Annotated in this window: 19 protein-coding genes; 2 read left to right on the top strand and 17 right to left on the bottom strand. The window is 69.2% G+C overall.

What is annotated here, in order from left to right:
- Positions 1 to 2 precede the first annotated feature (2 nt).
- The 4 genes from ACYVN4_RS05255 to ACYVN4_RS05240 are packed head-to-tail and all read right to left on the bottom strand — an operon-like array spanning position 3 to position 3,411.
- Positions 3 to 707, bottom strand: coding sequence for a HalD/BesD family halogenase (locus ACYVN4_RS05255; protein WP_460718075.1), 705 nt, complete (start codon positions 705 to 707; stop codon positions 3 to 5).
- Positions 708 to 736: 29 nt separating this feature from the next.
- Entirely contained in the window at positions 737 to 2,005 is a 1,269-nt protein-coding gene (locus tag ACYVN4_RS05250) for a deoxyguanosinetriphosphate triphosphohydrolase (RefSeq protein WP_460718074.1), read from the bottom strand.
- Between the two features lie 3 nt (positions 2,006 to 2,008).
- Entirely contained in the window at positions 2,009 to 2,671 is a 663-nt protein-coding gene (locus ACYVN4_RS05245) for a YdcF family protein (RefSeq protein WP_460718073.1), read from the bottom strand.
- A gap of 44 nt (positions 2,672 to 2,715) precedes the next feature.
- The gene (locus ACYVN4_RS05240) at positions 2,716 to 3,411 is read right to left on the bottom strand and encodes an MBL fold metallo-hydrolase (RefSeq protein WP_460718072.1); all 696 of its coding nucleotides are present in this window, start codon (positions 3,409 to 3,411) and stop codon (positions 2,716 to 2,718) included.
- A 61-nt stretch (positions 3,412 to 3,472) separates the two neighbouring features.
- Between ACYVN4_RS05240 and ACYVN4_RS05235 the strand changes: the two genes are divergently transcribed.
- Positions 3,473 to 5,464 (top strand): TPM domain-containing protein, encoded by a 1,992-nt coding sequence (locus ACYVN4_RS05235; protein ID WP_460718071.1) that lies wholly within the window; start codon positions 3,473 to 3,475, stop codon positions 5,462 to 5,464.
- 105 nt (positions 5,465 to 5,569) lie between these two features.
- Positions 5,570 to 6,298: a DUF899 domain-containing protein gene (locus ACYVN4_RS05230; protein WP_460718070.1), complete on the top strand. Its 729-nt coding sequence runs from the start codon at positions 5,570 to 5,572 to the stop codon at positions 6,296 to 6,298.
- On the opposite strand, the gene ACYVN4_RS05225 is transcribed toward ACYVN4_RS05230, so the two are convergent.
- The 13 genes from ACYVN4_RS05225 to ACYVN4_RS05165 form a co-directional block, all read right to left on the bottom strand.
- The gene (locus ACYVN4_RS05225; protein ID WP_460718069.1) at positions 6,213 to 7,673 is read right to left on the bottom strand and encodes an MFS transporter; all 1,461 of its coding nucleotides are present in this window, start codon (positions 7,671 to 7,673) and stop codon (positions 6,213 to 6,215) included. The genes ACYVN4_RS05230 and ACYVN4_RS05225 overlap by 86 nt on opposite strands.
- Before the next feature lie 51 nt (positions 7,674 to 7,724).
- Positions 7,725 to 9,017, bottom strand: a complete 1,293-nt coding sequence (locus ACYVN4_RS05220) for a 2-isopropylmalate synthase (RefSeq protein ID WP_460718068.1) — start codon at positions 9,015 to 9,017, stop codon at positions 7,725 to 7,727.
- A gap of 28 nt (positions 9,018 to 9,045) precedes the next feature.
- Positions 9,046 to 10,662: a solute symporter family protein gene (locus tag ACYVN4_RS05215; protein WP_460718067.1), complete on the bottom strand. Its 1,617-nt coding sequence runs from the start codon at positions 10,660 to 10,662 to the stop codon at positions 9,046 to 9,048.
- Complete coding sequence (locus tag ACYVN4_RS05210; protein ID WP_460718066.1) at positions 10,659 to 10,997, bottom strand: DUF485 domain-containing protein; 339 nt, start codon at positions 10,995 to 10,997, stop codon at positions 10,659 to 10,661. Before ACYVN4_RS05210 ends, ACYVN4_RS05215 begins: the two co-directional genes overlap by 4 nt.
- Positions 10,998 to 11,121: 124 nt before the next feature.
- A complete protein-coding gene (locus ACYVN4_RS05205) occupies positions 11,122 to 12,777 on the bottom strand; it encodes a sodium/solute symporter (RefSeq protein ID WP_460718065.1) in 1,656 nt (551 codons plus the stop codon).
- Positions 12,774 to 13,130, bottom strand: coding sequence for a hypothetical protein (locus tag ACYVN4_RS05200; protein WP_460718064.1), 357 nt, complete (start codon positions 13,128 to 13,130; stop codon positions 12,774 to 12,776). Before ACYVN4_RS05200 ends, ACYVN4_RS05205 begins: the two co-directional genes overlap by 4 nt.
- Positions 13,130 to 13,903 carry a LytR/AlgR family response regulator transcription factor gene (locus ACYVN4_RS05195; RefSeq protein WP_460718063.1) on the bottom strand — a complete coding sequence of 258 codons (774 nt, stop codon included), beginning with the start codon at positions 13,901 to 13,903 and terminating at the stop codon, positions 13,130 to 13,132. The genes ACYVN4_RS05200 and ACYVN4_RS05195 overlap by 1 nt, the downstream gene beginning before the upstream one ends.
- A complete protein-coding gene (locus tag ACYVN4_RS05190; RefSeq protein ID WP_460718062.1) occupies positions 13,900 to 14,946 on the bottom strand; it encodes a sensor histidine kinase in 1,047 nt (348 codons plus the stop codon). Before ACYVN4_RS05190 ends, ACYVN4_RS05195 begins: the two co-directional genes overlap by 4 nt.
- Positions 14,947 to 15,146: 200 nt before the next feature.
- Positions 15,147 to 15,752, bottom strand: a complete 606-nt coding sequence (locus tag ACYVN4_RS05185) for a response regulator (RefSeq protein ID WP_460718061.1) — start codon at positions 15,750 to 15,752, stop codon at positions 15,147 to 15,149.
- Positions 15,749 to 17,002, bottom strand: a complete 1,254-nt coding sequence (locus ACYVN4_RS05180) for a sensor histidine kinase (protein WP_460718060.1) — start codon at positions 17,000 to 17,002, stop codon at positions 15,749 to 15,751. The genes ACYVN4_RS05185 and ACYVN4_RS05180 overlap by 4 nt, the downstream gene beginning before the upstream one ends.
- Complete coding sequence (locus ACYVN4_RS05175; protein ID WP_460718059.1) at positions 16,986 to 17,756, bottom strand: ABC transporter permease; 771 nt, start codon at positions 17,754 to 17,756, stop codon at positions 16,986 to 16,988. The genes ACYVN4_RS05180 and ACYVN4_RS05175 overlap by 17 nt, the downstream gene beginning before the upstream one ends.
- Positions 17,753 to 18,694 carry an ABC transporter ATP-binding protein gene (locus ACYVN4_RS05170; protein ID WP_460718058.1) on the bottom strand — a complete coding sequence of 314 codons (942 nt, stop codon included), beginning with the start codon at positions 18,692 to 18,694 and terminating at the stop codon, positions 17,753 to 17,755. The genes ACYVN4_RS05175 and ACYVN4_RS05170 overlap by 4 nt, the downstream gene beginning before the upstream one ends.
- Before the next feature lie 82 nt (positions 18,695 to 18,776).
- On the bottom strand, positions 18,777 to 20,231 hold the full coding sequence (locus tag ACYVN4_RS05165; protein ID WP_460718057.1) for a molybdopterin-dependent oxidoreductase: 1,455 nt from the start codon (positions 20,229 to 20,231) through the stop codon (positions 18,777 to 18,779).
- Positions 20,232 to 20,335 lie beyond the last annotated feature (104 nt).

The raw sequence follows: 20,335 nt of genomic DNA, 5'->3' as shown, positions 1-20,335 counted from the left end.
ACTCACTCCTCGCGCCCGAACAGATGCCGCCGCACATGCGCGTTCAACCGCTGCCCCGGCTGCGAATTGAACGCCATGTGCACGCTCACCCGCGGGATCTCCCCCTGCACCGGCGTCACCCGATGCCGGGACCGCCGCCCGGCATGCAGCACCAGACTCCCCGGCACCGTCGGCAGCATCTTGACCATGTGCCGATGCCGCATCGGCAGCCCGCCCCCGCGCTCGATGAAAGCCCCTGGCAGCGGTATGTATTCGAGCGCACCGCCGCGTTCGGGCGCGACGATGTGCAGCATGACCGTGTAGTCGGACATGTCGTAGTGCCAGTCCTGCACGTCCCCGCTCTCGTGGATCTGCACCGTCATCGCCCCCAGCTCGTCGGCCGAGCGATGCGCCTGCTCCCCCACCAATTGGGACACGAACTCCCGCAACGGTTCCCAGCGATACAGCGCCTTCAGCGGCGAGGAATCCGGAATCCGGTCGCAGGCCACGGTGTATTCGAACCGCATGGCGTCGCCGAGCCCGTCGGACAGCACATCCGCGGCCATCTCGGTAACCACGGCGGGCCGCAGGAATTCGGGCAGCACGGTGACACCGCTGACCAGAAAATCCGCCTGGGCCCGTTCGATCACCTCGCGCAGGCCCGCGACCGAACGCCGGTCGAGCGGATATCTGTCCAGGTCGACAATGCCGTCCACCTCGCCTGCCATCGCGCCCCCTGCCGCAGAATTCGCCGGATTCAGGGTATCGCGGCGGCGATGCGTTCCAGGCGGCTCTCGGTGTAGGAGGCGATCTGGTCGACGATCACCCGCACCCGCGCGGAGTCGTCGGCGGCCTCGTCCCACCAGGGCAGCAACAGCCGGTCCAGGCCCCGGGGAGCCGCCTCCAGCAATCGATTGGCTACCAGCAGAATGCGTTCCCGCTGCCCGGCCTGGCGCACCTGGTGAATGGGATCGGACAGCACGTAGCGCAAGGCCATGGTCTTGAGCACCGCCACCTCGGCCGCCACGATCCGCGGCACCTCCAGATCGGCGGCGTAGCGCGACAATTGGCGACCGCCCCAGGCGGCGCGGGTGGCCTCCACGGCGGCGGTGGCGAAGCGGCCCACCAGGTCACTGGTCAGGCGTTTCAGGGCGACCGAGGCGCGCAGGGAGCCGTCGAACTCGGTCGCGGCGGTGACCACCGGCATCTCCGAGAGCCGCTGCGCGGCGGCCACCAGCTCGTCGACGGTCAGCGAAGGATGCTGACGCGCACCGAGTTCCGCCAGCGCCCGCTGCTCCACCGGATCGGCCAGCGCGCGCAGGTCGATGCGGCCCGCGATCACGCCGTCCTCGACATCGTGCACCGAGTACGCGACATCGTCGGACCAGTCCATGATCTGCGATTCCAGGCATTGGCGACGATCGGGCGCGCCCTTGCGCACCCAGTCCAGCCGGTCCATGTCCACGTCGTACGCGCCGAACTTGGAGCCGGGACCCGTTCTGCCCCAAGGGTATTTGATGACGGCGTCGAGCGCGGCCCGGGTCGGATTGAGCCCGAAACTATTGCCCTGATCGTCGATCACCTTCGGCTCGAGCCGGGTCAGGATGCGCAGATTCTGCGCATTGCCCTCGAAACCGCCGTGCTTGTCGGCGAATTGATCGAGGGCCTTCTCGCCGTTGTGCCCGTAGGGCGGATGCCCGATGTCGTGTGCCAGCCCGGCCAGATCCACCAGGTCCGGATCGCAGCCCAGACTGTCGGCGATGCTGCGCCCGATCTGCGCGACCTCCAGCGAATGCGAGAGCCGCGTGCGTGGGGTGTCACCGTCGCGCGGACCCATGACCTGCGTCTTGTCCGCGAGCCGCCGCAGCGCCGCGGAATGCAGCACCCGCGCGCGATCCCGCGCGAATTCGCTGCGCCGTGCCGGGCACGGCGACCAGCTCAATCCGGCGGTCCGATCGGTTTCGGGCACCATGCGCTCCCGATCCGCCTCGGAGTACACCCGGTCATAGTCGATGCGCGCGTTCATCTCTCACTGATCCGCTGTGTATTTGAAGTCCGCCGAGAAGTGGGTCAGCTGATACCACAGCAGGGCGAAGGTCTCCCGGAAAATGCCGTGCGCCTGCGATTCTCGCGTGTACACCGCGGGCCCGGTGCGGGTGGGCGCGGTCCACGCCCTCAACCCGGCGTCGCGGGCCATGGTACGGGTGCGCAGTGAATGCCAGGGGTCGCTGACCAGCACCACCGACGTCTTGCCGCGCGCCAGGAGGGCTTTCGAGACCGCCTCCACGCTCTGCAGGGTGTCGGAACCGGTTTCGACGGCCAGGATCCGATCCGCGGGCACGCCCCGATCCTCGAGGTAGATCTTCCCCGACGCCGCCTCGGTGTAGTTGTCGCCGACCTGCTTGCCGCCGACGGTGACGATCATCGGCGCGATCTGCTTGCGGTACAGCCTGGCCGCCTGATCCAGTCGCGCCTGGAACACCGAGGACGGGGTGCCGTCGTATTGGGCCGCGCCCAACACCACGATGGCGTCGGCCTGTGTGTAGTCGTCGATGCGGGCCACCTGCCACACCCGCACGGCGGTACCGCCCACCACCAGCAGGCCCATCACCAACGCGCCGAGCAGCAGCCGCCGCGCCCAGCGCAGGGTGCCGCCGACGCATCCGCCCGCGGCGGTGGGGTCGTCGGCCATGTCGTGAACCAGCCAATCCGGTTCAGTGGGTCGGTTCCGGAGTTTTACCAACCGCGTCGCCGCCACTCGGGCAATTGCGGGCGCTCGATACCGAGGGTGGTGTCGTCACCGTGGCCCGGATACACGGCGGTGTCATCGGGGTAGTGGCCGAACAGTTTGGTCTCGACGTCGTCGAGCAGCGAGGTGAACTGCTCCGGCGACAGCGTGCGACCCACGCCGCCGGGGAACAGCGAGTCACCCGTGAACAGGTGGGTGCGGCCCGCGCCGTCGGTCAACGCGAGCGCGACCGAGCCGGGCGTGTGCCCACTCAGGTGAATGGCCTTCAACTCCAGCTCACCCAGCTGCACGGTGTCACCGTCGGCGAGCAGCCGGTCCGGCTTCACGGGCAGCGGGTCGGCGTCGAGTAGGTGCGCGGCGGTGGGAATTCCGGTCGCCGACACCACGTCCGGCAGCGCCACCCAGTGGTCGCGGTGCTGGTGGGTGGTGACGATGAGCTCGACCCGGCCGGATGCCTCCTGGGCCAGCAGCTCCAGAATCCGCTCGGCCTCGTTGGCCGCGTCGATCAGCAATGTCGCGCCGGTGGCGGTGCACTGCACCAGGTAGACGTTGTTGTCCATGCCGCCGACGGACATTTTCACGATGCGCGCGCCCGGCACCTCACGCTGTTGCGGGTTGGAGCCGGGGGAAACGTGTCCCGTGTAGGGAGAATCGATCGTGATCACGCCCCCGATGGTAGTCATCGCGGCCGACACAGTGTGCAGAAGAAACCGACCCTCCGCGTTCCACAGTTAGATTCAGAGGATGCGGCCATCGAAGCAGCTGTCCCTCCTCGCGACCGGCTTGCTCCTGGCCCTGGCCCTGGTCGGCGGACGCGCCGCACCCGCGGCCGCGGAGGAGCCGCTGCGGTTGCCCGGTTACGTGACCGATCAGGCCGGTGTCCTCGATCGCGGACAGACCGCGGAGCTGCAACAGGCCATCGACTCGCTGTATTCGCGCGACCACGAGCGGCTGTGGGTCGTCTACGTGCGGAATTTCCAAGGGCTGGACTCGCATTCGTGGGGTGAGCAGACCGCGCGGCTGTCCGGATTCGGGGATCGGGACGTGCTGCTGTCGGTCGCGGTGGACGATCGCGCCTACGCGTTCACCGGGACCCTGCCCAGCGCGGTCAGCGACAAGGACCTCGACCGGATGCTGACCGATCAGGTCGAGCCGAAGCTGCGCAGCGGGGACTGGCTGGGGGCCGGATTGGCGACGGCGACCGGGTTGTCGCATGCCATGAGCGGTTCGGGCGGGATCGGAATCGGCAAGTTATTGCTTTTCGCGCTCGGCGTGGTGCTGGTGGTGCTCGCGGTCTGGCTGTGGTCGCGGTGGCGGCAGCGCCGGCGCGAGCGGTCGGCGCTGGCCGCCGCGCGTCGCACCGATCCGACCGACACCGCCGCGCTGGCGGCCCTGCCCCTGGTGATCCTGGACGCCCTGTCCAAGGAGACGCTCGTCGACACCGACAATGCGATCCGCACCAGCGCCGAGGAACTGCGCCTGGCCACCGACGAATTCGGGGCCACCGCCACCGCGCCGTTCACCGCCGCGCTCCAGGCCGCGAAAAAGGCGCTGGCCAAGGCGTTCTCGATCCGCCAGCAGCTCGACGACGACATTCCCGAGACCCCGGATCAGCAGCAGTCCATGCTGATCGATTTGATCAGCAGCTGTGGCGGGGCCGACCGGGATCTGGACGCCAAGGTGACCGAGTTCGACGCCATGCGCAATCTGCTCATCAATGCCGCGGACCGGCTCGACGCGCTGACCCGCGACATGGTGGAACTGACCGCCCGGATGCCCGGCTCGCAGGCCACGCTCGCCGGGCTGCTGGCCGCACACCCGGCCTCGGTGCTCGCGCCCATCCGCGACAACGTGAGCATGGCGCAGGAGCGAATCGGGTTCGCGGAGCGGACCATCGAGGACGGCCGGGCGGCGGCGGCCAAACCCGTCGGACAGCAGGGCGCGGCGGTGGCCGACATCCGCGCCGCCGAATCCGCGGTCGACGCCGCACGCACCCTGCTCGACGCGATCGATTCCGCCACCACCGATATCGAGCAGGCCGGGGCCGGACTGCCCGGCATCGTCGCCGAACTCCGCAAGGATCTGGAGTTGGCGGCCACCCTGGTCGAGCACGGCGGCACCGAATTGCCTTCGGCCACCGCCCTTGCCCGCGCCGCACTGGATCAGGCCGCCGCCGAGGGAACCGGCAATCCGCTGGGCGTCTTCCGGCAGGCGGTCGCCGCCGACTCCGCCCTGGAACAGGCGATCGCCGCCGCCACTCAGCGCAAGCACACCGCCGAGGATCTGCGCCGCCGCCTCGACCAGGTGCTGACCGCCGCGCGCAGCCAGATCAATGCCGCCGCCGATTTCATCAGCACCCGCCGCGGCGGTGTGGACGCCGAACCCCGCACCCGGCTGGCCGAGGCTCAGCGCAGTCTCGAACAAGCCGAACAGCTCTCGACCACGGATCCCGCGCAGGCCCTGCCGCAGGCTCAGCGCGCCGCCGAACTCGGCGCCCGCGCCTTGCACACCGCCCAGGCCGCGGTCCGCGACTGGCAGGCCCAGCAACAACGCCTCACCTCCTCGAACTCCCAGTCCGGGGCCATCCTCGGCGGCATCCTCATCGACGGCATGCTGCGCGGCATGGGCAACCAATACCGCGGCGGCGGAGGCAGTTCCGGGGGCGGCAGCTACGGCCCCGGCTCATTCGGCGGCTCGGACGGCTCCCGCCGCATCAGCCGAGGCGGCCGCTTCTAGTCCGTACCACCTGATTTCGGCCAAACTGGCGGTGAGCGACGAGTTCTGCATGGGCACCCGGTCTCCCTACTCGGAGACATCCGTCCTTCGAGTAGGGAGCGAATCATGACCCGTCCCACCGTGGCATCGCACGAGGAGTGGCTGACCGCCCGGAAAGAGTTGCTGGCAGAGGAGAAAGAACTCACCCATCGACTCGACGCACTGGCGGCCAAGCGCCGGGAGCTGCCCATGGTGCCGATCGACAAGGAGTACGTCTTCGAGGGCGAGCAGGGAAAGACCACGCTCGCCGAGCTTTTCGCCGACCGCAGGCAGTTGATCCTCTACCACATGATGTGGCGCTGGGACCTGGACGCGGGCTGCCCGAGCTGCGCGCTCATGCTCGACAACGTCAATCACATCGAGCATTTGGAGCACAAGGACACCACGTTCGTGGTCGTCTCCCGGGGACCGTGGGAGAACCTGCGCACCTACCGGGATCGCATGGGGTGGACGTTCCCCCTGTACTCCTCCCACAGCACCGACTTCAACTACGACTTCCACGTCACCGCCGACGAATCCGTCGCCCCCGTCGAATACAACTACCGCACCAAGGCCGAGCTCATCGCCAAGGGCGAGCCCTGGTTCACCGAGGGCGAGCAGCCCGGCACCAGCGTCTTCTGGCGCGACGACGACAACCGCGTCTTCCACACCTACTCGTCCTACGCCCGAGGTGGCGACATCCTCATCACCACCCACAACTACCTCGACCTCACTCCCCTGGGCCGCCAAGGCCACGTCGGCGAGGCCATCCATCACGACCGCTACGACCAGCCCCACCAACCGGACTGCCACTGACGCGCGGCCGCCCGGCCACGATCGCGCTCGCCACGGCCCCGAGGACGGCGGCGAAGGCGAGCGCTACGGCGAGCATCGGCCAGAGCAGTTCGTGGGTGAAGGGCAGGCCGCCGAGCAGCGCCACGGCGATGACCATGCCGGATTGGCGGCTGGTATTGAGCAGACCGGCCGCCGTCCCCGCCACCGGAGCGGGAGCGTGGTGCATGGCGGCCGCGCTCAGCGAGGACGCGAGAATGCCTGCCGGATAACCGATCAGAGCGGTAGGGGCCATGGCGAGGATCAGCTCACCCGTCGTCGACAACAAGGCGGCACCCGTCGCCCCCACGACACCGAGCGCGGCCGCGGCGACGATGACGCGGTCGCGACGTTCGGGAGTGATCGCCAGCGCGCTGACATTGCCGAGGAACCACGCGATGCTGCACACCAGCAGGACATAGCCGGTGTGGACGCTGTCGAGATGGTGCCGTTGCTGCAGGTAGAGCGCCAGCACGAGCAGGGAGCCGTACGACGCGAACTGGTAGCAGCCACCGGCCAGTGCGACCAGCAGATACGGTCGATTGCGCGACAGTGTGCGCGGCACCGTGGGATTCGACGATCCGAGTTCGATGCGCAGGAGCGCGCCCGCGGCGACGATCGCGAATCCGATGGCGGTGGCCTGCCAGGCCACCGGCCAACCGTGGCGGCCCTCGATGAGTACGGCCGCGACCACGGTCAGGACCGCGCACAGCAGCAGCTGCGACACGGGATTGACTGTGCGGCGGTCGGTTTCGGGTCGGTCGGTGAATCGGCGCAGCATGAAGACGGCCAGCAGGCAGACGGGGACGTTGACCGCGAACATCCAACGCCAGCCCGCATAGCCGGTGATCAGCCCGCTCAGCAGGGGTGACGAGGCGATGCCCACCCCGCCCACCACGCCCCAGGCGCCGATCATGCGGGCCCGGCGCTTGGGGTCGGCGATGCCCTTGCCGAGAATCGCCAGGGTCATGGGCAGGGCGAAACTCGCGCTCGCGCCCTGCAATACGCGGGCGGCGATCAGCGCGGGCGCACTGGTGGCAACGGCACAGAGACCGGAGGCGACCAGGAAGGCCAGCAACGCGAAGCGGTACACCTTGGCCGCACCGAAGCGGTCGCCCGCCGCCCCCGAGACCATGAGGAAGACACACAGCGGAATCGTGTAGCCGTCGAGAAACCATTGCCCGGCGCCGGGCGCGGCATGTAGTTCACCGCCGATGGCCGGGAGCGCCACATTCACCGCGGAGGCATCGAAGGCGACGAGGAAATTCCCGATACTGACCGCCACCACTCCGGCGATCCCCAATTGTGCTGCGCTCCCGGCCTTCTCGGCCGTGGACGCGGGCATCCGAACATCGGTCATGATCATTCTCCTCCCACGGGCCGGGGTTTCCCCCGGCCCGTGCGGTGGTCGTTACGCCACGGCCGCCTCGTCGACGAGGGCCTGGTGGACGTCGCTCAGCCGCGGTGTAAATTCTCGGTCGCGTAGAGCTTCCAGAGCGAAGTGCTGAACTTCGTCAAGCCGGACGATATCTCGGTAAAAATCCTCGATATTCGCTGCCAGTACATCGAATTCACTCCTCTTGCGCTCGAAGAGCCGATCCATGTGGGCGGCCAGGCGCTCGTAGACGTCCTCGACGAAGGCGTCGTCGGCGAGCACCCGCGGGTCCATGCCGCGTTCGGCGAGGATCTGGCGAATATAGGTGGGGAACAAACCGATTCGGTTCAGGAAGTAGTCGACCGGGCGGGCGACACCGAGATAGTCGGGTACATTGACGATGCCCGCGTTCTCGTTCTGGACCAGGAAGCCGCTGATGGCGCGGTAGGGGCTCGGCGCGGTGAGGAACACCGATTCCGAGAGCCGGGCGGCCTCGCCCAGCTTCTCGATATCGAGGTCGGCGGCCTCGACGCCGATATTGTTGTCCTCGAAAATGGCCGCGATGCTTTCGATCTCGGCCAGTCCGGCCCGGTTGCCGACGCCGGCCACGCCGCCCTCGATCATCTGGAAGCCGTGGAAGACCGAGGTCAGCGAGTTCGCGGTGCCGATGCCGCGGTCGTTGTGGCCGTGCAGGTAGAAGGTGGTGTCGGGATTGTCGTGCACCAGGTTCGCCGCCAGCACGGCGGTGGAGTCCGGCACCAGGGTGCCGACCGAATCATTGATCCGAATCAGCGAGATCCCCTGCTGGCGGCACCGTTCGATCTGCCGATTGAGGTGGTCGTACTTGTCCTCGTCGACGGTGATGGAGAAGGCGTTGAGCAGGCTGGAGCGCAGTTTGCCCACGCCGATGGAGCGCAGCCGCTCGGCGACCCGCTCGAAAAGCCGGTGCTGCGAGTCGATCTCGATCATGCCGATGCTGACGTAGATCTCGCTCAGGTACTCCCGCGGCAGTTCCCGGGCGAGCTGCTCGATCAGCGGCTCCCAGGTCTTGAGCGTCAGATTGAACGAGAAGGTGGCCGCCTCGGGGATCCGGCCCACGAGGTACTTGTCGTCGAGCACCGACCGCACGAAGGCGGGTTCGGTAATGCCGGAACCGACGTCGATATCGGTCACACCGGCATTGGTGACCGCGCGGATCAGCGCCACCTTGCCCTGATCGCTGGCACCGTAGGGCGCGCGCTCGCAGCCCTCGCGAATGGTCTCGTCGGAAATGGCCTTGATGGAGAAGTTCTGATACCGGGGCTGATGACCGGTCGGGAAGGTTAGCACTTGTATCCAGCTCCTTATCTTGGTTATTTCAGTGCGAGACGGCTTTTTCCGCGCCCGCCCCGGTGAGGGCGCGGACCTCCATCTCCACGTATTTGCCGTCGGTCCGTTCGCGCGAGAGCACGGTGCCGAGCCAGCCCAGCAGGAACGACGCGGGAATCGAGACCAGGCCGGGGTTCTGCAGGGGGAACCAGTGGAAGTCCACGTGCGGGAACACGGCCTTGGCATTGCCGGATACCGCGGGCGAGAACACGATGAGTGTCAGGGCGATGCCCAGTCCGCCGTAGATGCTCCACAGGGCTCCGGCGGTGTTGAATCGCTTCCAGTACAGCGAATACAGGATGGTCGGCAGGTTGGCCGAGGCCGCGACCGCGAAGGCCAGCGCCACCAGGAAGGCCACGTTCTGGTTCTTGGCCGCGATGCCGCCGACGATGGCGAACACCCCGATCACGATGGAGGCGATGCGCGCCACCCGCACCTCGGCGTCCTTGTTCGCGTGGTCCTCGTTCTCGGATCGATTGCCGCGCAGCACATTCGTGTAGATGTCGTGGGCGAAGGACACCGATGCGGTGATGGTGAGCCCGGCGACCACGGCCAGGATGGTGGCGAACGCGACGGCGGAGACGAAGCCGAGTAGCAGCGGCCCGCCGAGCAACTGTGCGAGCAGCGGCGCGGCCGCGTTCTCCTTGCCGGGTGCAGCGGCGATGGCCGCCGGTCCCACCAATGCGCCTGCGCCGTAACCGATGACGAGGATGAACAGGTAGCACAGCCCGATCAATCCGATGGCCCACACCACCGATCGCCGCGCCTCCTTCGCCGAAGGAACGGTGTAGAACCGCATCAGCACGTGCGGCAGTCCCGCAGTACCGAGCACCAGAGCCACACCGAGCGAGAGGAAGTCGAGCTTGGAGGTGCCGTCGACGCCGTATTTCGCGCCGGGCTCCAGCAGCTTGCCGCCGTGCGCGCCCGCCCGGTCGACCGCCCCCTGCAGCAGCGCGGAGAAGTCGAAACCGTGCTTGGCGAGGACCCAGATCGCCATGCCCGCCGCGGCTCCGATCAGCAGGATCGCCTTGATGATCTGCACCCAGGTGGTGCCCTTCATGCCGCCGACCAGGACGTAGAAGATCATCACCAGCCCGACGACCGAGATCACCACGGCCTGCCCGGCATCCCCGGAGATGCCCAGCAGCAGCGAGACCAGGATGCCCGCGCCCGCCATCTGGGCCAGCAGGTACAACAGGCTCACGGTGATGGTGGAGACGGCCGCCGCGGCCCGGATGGGCCGTTGCCGCATCCGGAACGCGAGGACGTCGCCCATGGTGAATTTGCCGGTGTTGCGGAGCAATTCGGCCACCAGCAGCAGCGCGACCAGCCAGGCGACCAGGAATCCGATCGAGTACAGGAACCCGTCGTACCCGTAGACCGCGATGGACCCGGTGATGCCGAGGAAGGTCGCGGCCGAGAGATAGTCGCCCGCGATGGCGATCCCGTTCTGCGGCCCGGTGAACGCGCGGCCACCGGCGTAGAAGTCGTCGGCGGTGCGAGATCCACGACTGGCCTTGACCACCACTACGAGGGTGATCGCCACGAACGCGGCGAAGATGGCGAGGTTGAGCAGCGAATTGCCGCCCTGCAGACCGCCACTCACCGCGCACCTCCCTCGAGGCCGGCGCGGAGCTCGTCCGCGATCGGGTCGAGATGCCGTGCGGCATAACGCACATACAGTCCGGTGATGGCAAAGGTCGACACGAACTGCAGGAGCCCGAAAACCAGCCCGACGGTGATATTCCCGGCCAGCTTCACCGACATGAACCCGTGCGCGTAGTCGGCGAGCAGCACATAGGCGAGGTACCAGGCCAGAAAGGCCACGGTCACCGGAAAGACGAAGCGGCGCAGGTTAGTGCGCAGCCGCGTGAACTCGGGGCTGTCGTGTGCGGCGGCCCAGGATTCCTGGTCCGCGAGCGCCCGGTCTGTGGTCGTCACTCGATCTCCTGACGAGAGCTGATTCGGCGATGCGGATCACGCTATGACCGGAATCCAACGGGCAGAACAGCTCTCGGACGAACCGCCGCCCGGTGCGGCGAACGGCCGACGAACGGCCGCTCGGCTACGACGAACGGTCCGGATCGTCGAGGTGCAGGCGCAGCACCGCGGTCTCGGCCCAGACCGGCGGACGGCCGCGCAGCGAGACCCCGATCATGGTCAGGAAGGCCAGCGGCACCGACAGCGGCGCGGGCTGGTCGGCCAGCACGGCCGGCCAGCCCGACAGCGCCGGGCACCACTCGGTCAGCGCGATCGCGCCGGACGAAATCAGCAGGCCGACAAGCACTCCCGCGATGGCGCCGCGCGCGGTGAGTCGCGGCCACCAGATGCCCAGCACCAGCAGTGGTGAGAAGGTGGAGGCCGCCACCGTGAAGGCCCAGGTGACCAGGATGCCCGCGTCCAGACTGGCGACGGGCAGGACGAGCAGCCCCACGGGAACCGCCGACAGCAGGGCGGTCAGGCGCAGCCGGTCGAGGCCGCCCGGCGTGAGGTCGTGCGAGATCGCACCGGATACCGCCAGTAGCAGGCCGAGCGAGCTGGTCAGGATGGCCGCGAAGGCACCGGCGGTGAGCAGTCCCGTGAGTGCGATGCCCTGCCAGCCGGTATTGACCCGCAGCGGCAGCGCGACCACCACGGTGTCGGTGCCGCCCGCGAAATAGAGATGCGGCACCAGCACTCCGCCCAGCACCCCGTACACGCCGGGAAACAGATAGAACAGCCCCACCAGCGGCACGGTGAGCGCGGCGGCGCGCCGGGCCGAACGCCCATCGGAGCTGGTGTGGAAGCGCATGATCACATGCGGCAGGCCCATGGTCCCCAGGGCCGTCGCGAACAGCACGGCCAGCGTGCTCAACAGCGGATACCCGTGGTGCCCCGGGTCGAAAAGCGGTCGCCGCCAAGCGGAGTCGCCGGGTGTGGTCTGCCCGTCGAGCCGGGGCGCGGGCGCACCCGCCGGAAAGGTCACGCGCTGCCCCGCCACGAAATGGTGTGCCCCCGCGGAGAGTCCGGCCGCGGGCACGGACTCGGGCAGCTCGACGGTCACATCGTCGCGGAACACCACCGTGGTCTGCCGTTCGAACCGGGTGAATTCGGCGGGATGCACCGCCTCGGTCCGGATCGCCGCCCCCACGCTCACCACCAGCCAGACGGCGGGCACCGCGAAAAGCACTGTCTTGAGTACGAATTGGAAGGCCTGCACATAGGTCGCGGCCCGCATGCCACCCAACGCGAGAGTGCCGCCCACCGCGACCGCCGCCAGCACCACGCCCACCCAGTACGGCGTCCCGCCGACCTCGCTCAGCATGAGCCCCGAGGTGTGGAACTGCGGCACCAGATACAGCAGGCTGATGACGAGCACCACCACCGCCGAAAGCTTGCGCAGCACCGGCGAAGCCAACCGCGCCTGCACGAAATCCGGCACGGTCAGTGCCCCCGAACGCCGGATCGGCGCGGCCACCAGCACCAACATCGCGATATACCCGGCGGCGAACCCCACCAGATACCACAGCGACCCGACCCCATCCTTGACCACCAGCCCGGCCGCGCCCAGAAACGATGCGGCGGAGAGGTATTCACCGGCGAGCGCAGCGGAATTCAGCAGCGGGCTGGCTCGGCGCGAGGCCACCAGAAAGTCGGAGGTGGTCCGCATGGCCGCGACTCCGCGCAACCCGATGAGCAGCGTCGCCAGCATGACGGCGACGACGGGTCCCAATCCGATCATGGACGGTCTCCGGCGGCACCCGATTCGACGGCTTCGGCGCGCCACAGGTGCCAGCAGCCCAGGATCGCGAGCACGGGGTACGGGAGCAGCCAGAGGGTCAGCCAGGACACCGGGATGTGCCAGACCCGGATGTCGTCGAGGGCGGGCCACAGGCTGATCATTACGGGCGGTCCGATGAGCACGGTGAACAGGATGATCAGGGTGGGGATGGCGCGGCGGCGCTGAGCGCGGTAATTGTGTTGTGCACGAGCGATATCCGAGATCGGGCGGGGTGCGGGCGGTCGGGCGGGCGGCCGCCGACGGGAACGCGCCAGCCGTGTCTGCGCGCTGGTGACGGCGACCCGGCGCGCCATTATCGGCCGCCCGACTCGCGGTCGCGGGCCGCCCGCAACAAGCGGTCCCGCAGTTCCCGGGCCTGGCGGCGGCTGACGGGGACATCGCCGAGTGTGGTGTGGGCGAATAGGCCGGTGGATTCGCTGCGCAGCTCGCGAATCGCGCTCAGGGCGATCAGGTAGCCACGGTGCACGCGCATGAAACCGCTGTCCTCCCAGTACTCGGCGAGCCGGGAGATGGGCATGCGGTACAGGTGCGCCCCGGTCGCCGTGTGTAGCCGGACGTAATCGCCTCGGGCCTCCACGAAATGCACCGCGCTGCGCTGGACATAGCGGGTGCGGCCGCCGCTCTCCACCGGCAGCGCGGCCAGCACATCGTCGAGGGCGGATCCGGCCTGCTCGCTCGGGGCGTCGGGCAGCATCCTCGCGACTTTGCCCAGCGCGGCGGAAAGACGCTCCGGGCGAACGGGTTTGAGCAGGTAGTCGACCGCACCCAAGCCGTACGCCGTCACCGCGTGCGTGTCGTGCGCGGTGACGAACACGACCACCGGCGGGCGGCTGAGCTTGGCCAGCAGACCGGCCAGCTCCAGTCCGTCGAGTCCGGGCATGGAGATGTCGAGGAAGACCGCGTCGAACTCCTCGCCCCGGATCCGCTCCAGCGCCGGTAGCGGACCGGCCGCCACGGCCACCTCGGCCACGCCGTGCGCGTCGCGCAGCAGGCGCGCCAGATCCTCGAGGGCGGTGGGCGCGTCGTCCACCGCCAGCACGCGCATCCCCGGTCTCGGTTCCGTCATGACGTCGCCACCCCGGGCTGTGACAGCGGCACCCGTACCAGCACCCGGGTTCCGGCGCCCCGCTCGGTCTCGACGACCAGCCCGTACCACTGCCCGTATGCGGTGCGCAGGCGCCGATCCACATTGCCCAATCCCACGCTGCCGGAGGCTTTTCCGTCCAGCAAGGCCTGGGCGCGGGCGGGCGTCATGCCGATCCCGTCGTCCTCCACGCTGATCACGCAGTCGCCGTCGCGCGCTTCGCCGCGCACCTGCACGACGCCGCCGGTGCCGCGCGGCTCGATACCGTGGCGAACCGCGTTCTCCACCAACGGTTGCAGCACCAGAAAAGGCATCGGCACCGCCAATACGTCCGGGGCCACCCGGATCTGGATGCGCAGCCGGTCGCCCATGACGGCCCGCTGCAGCACGAGATAGGTCTCGATGGCCTCGAATTCGTCTGCCACCGTGGTGAATTCACCGTGCCGGGCCAGGCTGTAGCGGGCATAGTCGGCGAAGTCGAGGATCAGCTCCCGGGAGCGGTCGGGGTCCGAGCGGACCAGCGCGGCGATCACGGTCAACGCGTTGTAGACGAAATGCGGTGACATCTCCGCTCGCAGCGCCCGCAGCTCGGACTGGGTGGCTCGCTCGGCCGCGGCCCGCAGCTGGGCCCGCTCCAGGACGTATTCGAGCAGCCAGGCCGCACTACGCGCCTCCTGTGCACAATCCTGACCGACGACGAGCAGGACTCCCGCAAGCTCCTCCTCGACGGTGAGCGGCACCGCCGCCAACTCCGCACTGCCGGTGGGCTTCCCGGTGCGCAGGGCGTCCGAGACGGCGGCGGCCACCGTCTCCTCGGCCACCGCCTCGCCCGCCCATTCGACCCCGCCGGACAGATTCACCAAGCCGACGGCGCGGGCGGAGAGCAGCCGTCGTAGTCGCTTGGCCGCGGTCCGCCCGCGTGAACCATCCAGTCCCGCATCCAGATCCACCGCGATCCGCCGGGCCGTGTTCAGAATGGCGAGCAGGTCGGTGCTCTCGCCGCGCCGTAGGTTCCATCCGCGCACTGCGACCCTCCTAGCATTTTTCGCAATGCGGAACATTCATTCCGTAGTTTGAAACTAGGTGATTCAGGCTATCAGTCATGGATCGCCTCGGCAGGGCGAGCGGCTCGGACTTCACGACCTCCGGTCAGACCATCCTTACGCCGATTCCGCCTCGCTCACAACGATTCTCATCCCGATGATCGTAAACCTGTCGGCCGCGATCAGAGCCAGCCGAGGCGCTCCGCCGCGCGAACCGCTTCGGTGCGGGTGCGGGTGCCGGTCTTGCCGATGGCGGCGGAGAGGTGATTGCGGACCGTGCCTTCGGACAGGTGCAGCTGCTTGGCAATCGCGCCCGCGGTCGCGCCGCCCGCCGCCGCGGCGAGGACTTCCCGCTCCCTGGACGTCAGGGGTGAGGTTCCCGCGGTGAGGGTTTCGGTGGCCAGGGCGGGGTCGACCACGCGCAGGCCCATGTGGACGCGGCGGACGGCGTCGGCGAGTTCGCGGGCGGGGGTGTCCTTGACCACGAAGCCGGAGGCGCCCGCGTCGATGGCGCGACGCAGGTAACCCGGGCGGCCGAAGGTGGTGACCATCAGGATGCGCACCTCCGGGTGGGCCGCATGCAGCTGCGCGGCGGCCGAGATGCCGTCCATACCGGGCATTTCCACATCCAGCAGCGCCACGTCCGGGGTGGTGCGCTCGACGGCGGCGAGGACTTCGTCGCCGCGCCCCACCTCGGCGACCACGTCCAGGTCGGCTTCCAGACTCAGCAGGGCGGCGAGCGCACCGCGGACCAGGGCCTGGTCGTCGGCGAGCAGCAGTTTGATCATTCCGCCTCCTTGGTCGTCGCCGGAAAGCTTGCCAGCACCCGTAATCCGCCCTCCGGTCGATTGGCGAGGGTGAGGGTGCCGCCGGTGGCCTGCACCCGCTCGCGCAGCCCGGACAGGCCGGAGCCGCCCCGGGCGGCAGCACGCATCCCGACGCCGTCGTCGGACACCTCGAGGCTGGTGGGGGTGACCCGCACCCAGCAGTGCTCGGCGCCGCTGTGCCGCACCACATTCGTGACGGCCTCGCGCAGCACCCAGCCGAAGACCACGCTGTGCCGGATCGGGAGATCGTCGGAATCCGGAAGTTCGGCGTCGATCTCCGCGGCGGTCAGCGCGGTGCGGGCATTGACCAACTCTCCCGCGAGCGAAACCTCGCGCAGCCCACCGACCGTGGTGCGCACGCCGGCCAGCGCCTCCCGCGCCAACCGCTCCACATCGGCCATCTCGCCCTTGGCCCGCTCCGGATCGACCTCCATGAGCCGTTGCGCCAGTTCGGTTTTCACCGTGATGACGGTGAGCGAGTGGCCGAGGATATCGTGCACATCGCGACCCACTCGCAGCCGTTCCTCGGCCACGGCCAGGTCGGTCAACTGCCGGCGGGCCAGGTACAGCTGGTGGTTGCGCACCAGGACCACCCGGATGCCACCGACCGCGAGACCCGCCAAGGCCATCGACTGCATGAGCGAGTAGTCCGGGCGCTGTCCAGCGGCCACCTGCGGCACCACGGTGACCGCGAACAGCAACACGAGCAGCATCGGTGTCGCCCATTTTGCGGGGAAGGTGAAGCCGATGTAGGAGGCCAGATAGATGCCCAGCCCGAGCACCTCGGAATGCAAGGTCACCGCGGCCGCGGCGATCAAGGCGATCTGGAGGGCCAAGGGCCCCAGCGCCGTCCACGGCTGCGGGCTGGGCGGCCACGCGCGGCGCGCCGGACCACGCACCTGGACCCAGTACGACCCGACGTACACGACGCCGAAGGTCACGATCACCACGAGCGTGTACACCCGAGCGACCGGGTTCTCCAGGTCCCATCCCTTGCGCAGGGGATCGATCAGGTAGATCACCCACACCGCGGCGAACAGCGAACCGAATCGCCGCCGCCGCTCGACACCCCTGTCCTCCTCGTCCACCGGGCCGGAGGCTACTCCGGCCAGAGCGGCGACGGCCGACGCGCGCGCCGCCCCCAGCGGACTGGCCGCCGGCCGGGTGGAGTTCCCGGCCGGCGGCGGCTCGTGCTCAGCGTCCCGTGTCACGGCGGAAGAGTAGCGCGGAGCCAATGGTGAAGATCGCCGCCCAGGCCACCACATTCACGATGGCGAGGACGATCCCGGCGGCGCTGGGCTCGGCGAACGGCGCGCGGGCCAGGGTCGCGATGCCATTGGTGGGCACCAGCTTCGACGCGGTCTCGAGCCAGCCGTGCAGCGGCATGAACAGGCCGCCCGCGAAGGCGAGCAGGGCCATCGACACGCCGAGCAGCTGCATGACGTTCTCCGCCGGGAGCAGATAGCCCATGAACAGGCCGAAGGCCGCGAAGACCAGCGAGCCCAGCCAGGCGATCAGGAAGCAGCTCGCCCATGCCGTGGCGGGCAGATGGGCCCCGAAGATCGCGCCCGCCACGAAAACCATGGTGACGGAGAGCAATCCGAGCAGCATGGCCACGGCGATCTTGGTCGCGATATAGGCGAGGGGATGCAGCGGGGTAAGGCGCAGTTGCCTGCTCCAACCTGCCGCGCGCTCGACGGCCACCCGGGCCGCGCCGGTGGAGGTGGCCAGCAGTGCGCCGTAGACGGCCATGGAGACCATGACGTAGCCGGTGGTGTTGCCGGAACCGGCGTGGTCGTTCTGGAATGTCGAACTCGTCCCGAAGATGATGAAGAACAGGGGCGGCATCACCAGCGCGAAGAGCATGGTGCGCTTGTCCCGCAGGGTGCGGCGCAGCTCCAAACCCAGGAAGGCGGGCCGGAATCCGCCCACTGTGCGGGTGGGCCGGGTGGCGAGGGTGGTCATCGGTGGTCTCCCGTCGTGGTCAGGGCGAGGAACGCGTCCTCCAGGTTGTGGGCGGAGATCTCCAGGTCGACGGCCGGGGTGGCGGTCAGCAGGTAGCGAGCGACGACATCGGAGTCGTTGGCGCGCACGATGATTCGCGCGCCGCGTTGTTCGACCTGTTCGACGCCGGGCAACCCCAGCAACCGGGCGGAGTCGGCGCCGGGCAGGGTGGCGCTGACGGTGCGGCCCGCGGCCAGGTTCTTGATCTGCGCGGCACTGCCGTCGGCCACCACCCGCCCGCCCCGCACCAGCACGATGCGGTCGGCGTAGGCGTCGGCCTCGTCGAGGTAGTGGGTGGCGAACAGCACGGTGCGGCCGCGGCGGCTGTCCTGGCGGATGGCGTGCCAGAAGTCGCGCCGCCCTTCGACGTCCATGCCGGTGGTGGGCTCGTCCAGCACCACCAGGTCCGGGTCGGGCAGCAGCGCGAGCGCGAATCGCAGGCGCTGTTGCTGCCCGCCCGAGCATTTGCCGACGGGTCGGTCGGCGATGTCGTCGATGCCCGCTCGCACCAGCACCTCCCGGACCGGGCGCGGGCGCGCGTGCAGGGTGGCGATCAGGCGTACGGTCTCGCCGACGGTCAGGTCCGGCAGTAGCCCACCGGTTTGCAGCACCGCCGAAACCCGGCCCGCCGCAATGGCCTCCGACGGCGTGCCGCCGAACACCCGGACCTCGCCGGAGTCCGGCGAGGTGAGGCCGAGCAGCATGTCGATGGTGGTCGTCTTGCCCGCGCCGTTCGGCCCGAGGAAGGCGACGATCTCCCCCGGGCGCACCACCAGTTCCAGCCCGTCCACGGCCCGCACGTTCGCGCCGAATGTCTTGACCAGACCCCGTATTTCGATGGCCGGAGCAGACGCCAGAATGGTCCCCCCGACCGCGATGCCATTGGCAGTTGCGTTCATACCTCTACTGTCGTGCGGCCGGGCTCGCGCCACCTCTCCCGTCCGTCATCACTGTCCCATGACAGATGTCATGGGACGCCGGTCACGCCGTGACGGTGACCGTGTGCAGGCCGCCCGGGCCGATCGGGAAGGGCGGCCGCTCGGCGGCGCCCTGGACTTCGCCGGAGCGGCTGGTCGCACGGGCCTGGATGGTGTGGGTGCCGGGCGGGAGGTCGATGATGGTGCGCCAGCGACGCCAGGCGGCCGGGGCGGTCTCGGCACCGAGTTCTACCGGCAGCCACTCGGTGTCGTCGATGCGGATGTCGACCGCGGAGACGCCCTGGGGTGGAGCCCACGCGACACCCGCCACGGTGAACTTGCCGGAACCCGAAGCGCCGCAGGTGGCCACGTCGATGCGGGACTCCGGGCGCACCCACAGCGGTTCGGCGGGCCAGCCGCGCTTCCACCAGTAGTCGACATGGCTGTCGTCGGTGAGCTCGAGTTCGGTGAGCCACTTCGCGCCCGCGTACTGGCCGTAGATGCCGGGCACGAAAACCCGTGCGGGAAAACCGTGTTCGGGCGGCAGGGGTTCGCCGTTCATCCCGATGACCAGGTAGCCGGGCCATTCACCGGTGCGCAGCGGCTCCAGCGGCAGCGAGATGGTGTAGCCGTCGACGGCGCGGGTGACCAGCCGGGTCGCACCGGATTCGGGGACGGCGTGGTCGAGCAGCGCGGTCAACGGGACGCCGAACCAGCGGGCATTGCCGCAGCGGCCCGCGCCGGGCGTGTTGTGCACGCACACCATGACGGCGTCGAATTCCACCGCCTGCTCGGCGAGATCGGCCAGCGACAGCCGCAGCCGGTGCGCGACCTGCCCGCCGATGGACAAGCGCCACTGGTCCGGATCGATGCGCGGCGGACGCGAATTCACGTCCGCCACATAGAATCTGCCCGCCTTGGTGATCAGCGGTGACAGTCCCGGCTCGCTGCCCAGACCGTCCTCGGGCACCGGCACGTGCGCGCCCATCGGGCCGACCCGGCGGGCCCGGTCCCGATGCCGATCGTCCGCGCGGCGCACCAGCGTCTCCGCGGTCGCCAGCAGGCCCGTTCCCGCTGCCGCCCAGAGCAATTCGCCGCCCATGCCGGTCGGCCGGTGTCGCAGTCCGATGCGCAGCATCGCCGCGGCGGCCAGACCGCCGAGCGCCCCGGGCACCGATCGATCCGTGCTACGCAACGCCACCGCCGCGGTCCCCGCACCGAACGCCGCGGCGGCGGGAGTGCGCAATCGTGGTGGCAGCAAAGCCATTCCGGCCGCGGCGGCGACACCGCCCAGGGCGACGCCGAGGCGCGTCATCTCCTTGTCGTAGCGGCCGGCGCGGGCCACCATGGTCTCGACCACCGGTACCGGGGCGTAGTCGGCGGCCAGCCGCCCGATGCCGTCGAGCAGCGATCCGCCCCTGACCGCGGCGACGAGTTCGCCCACACCGAGCGCACCCAGCCCCACCGCCGCCGCGCCCAGCAGCCGCTTCTTCTCCGACACCGACCTCTGCCCGTTCATCGACACCTGTCCGAACCTTCCGTAGCCGACCGGCTTGCCAGCGCCCATTCTTCCCCAGTGCCGGGATGCGCACCGGGCATCAGGTAATGCGGGCTCGGCGGTGG

It is taken from the genome of Nocardia heshunensis (assembly GCF_054782115.1).
Note: the sequence above shows the minus strand (reverse complement) of the source record. Positions and strands in the feature narration are given on the sequence as shown.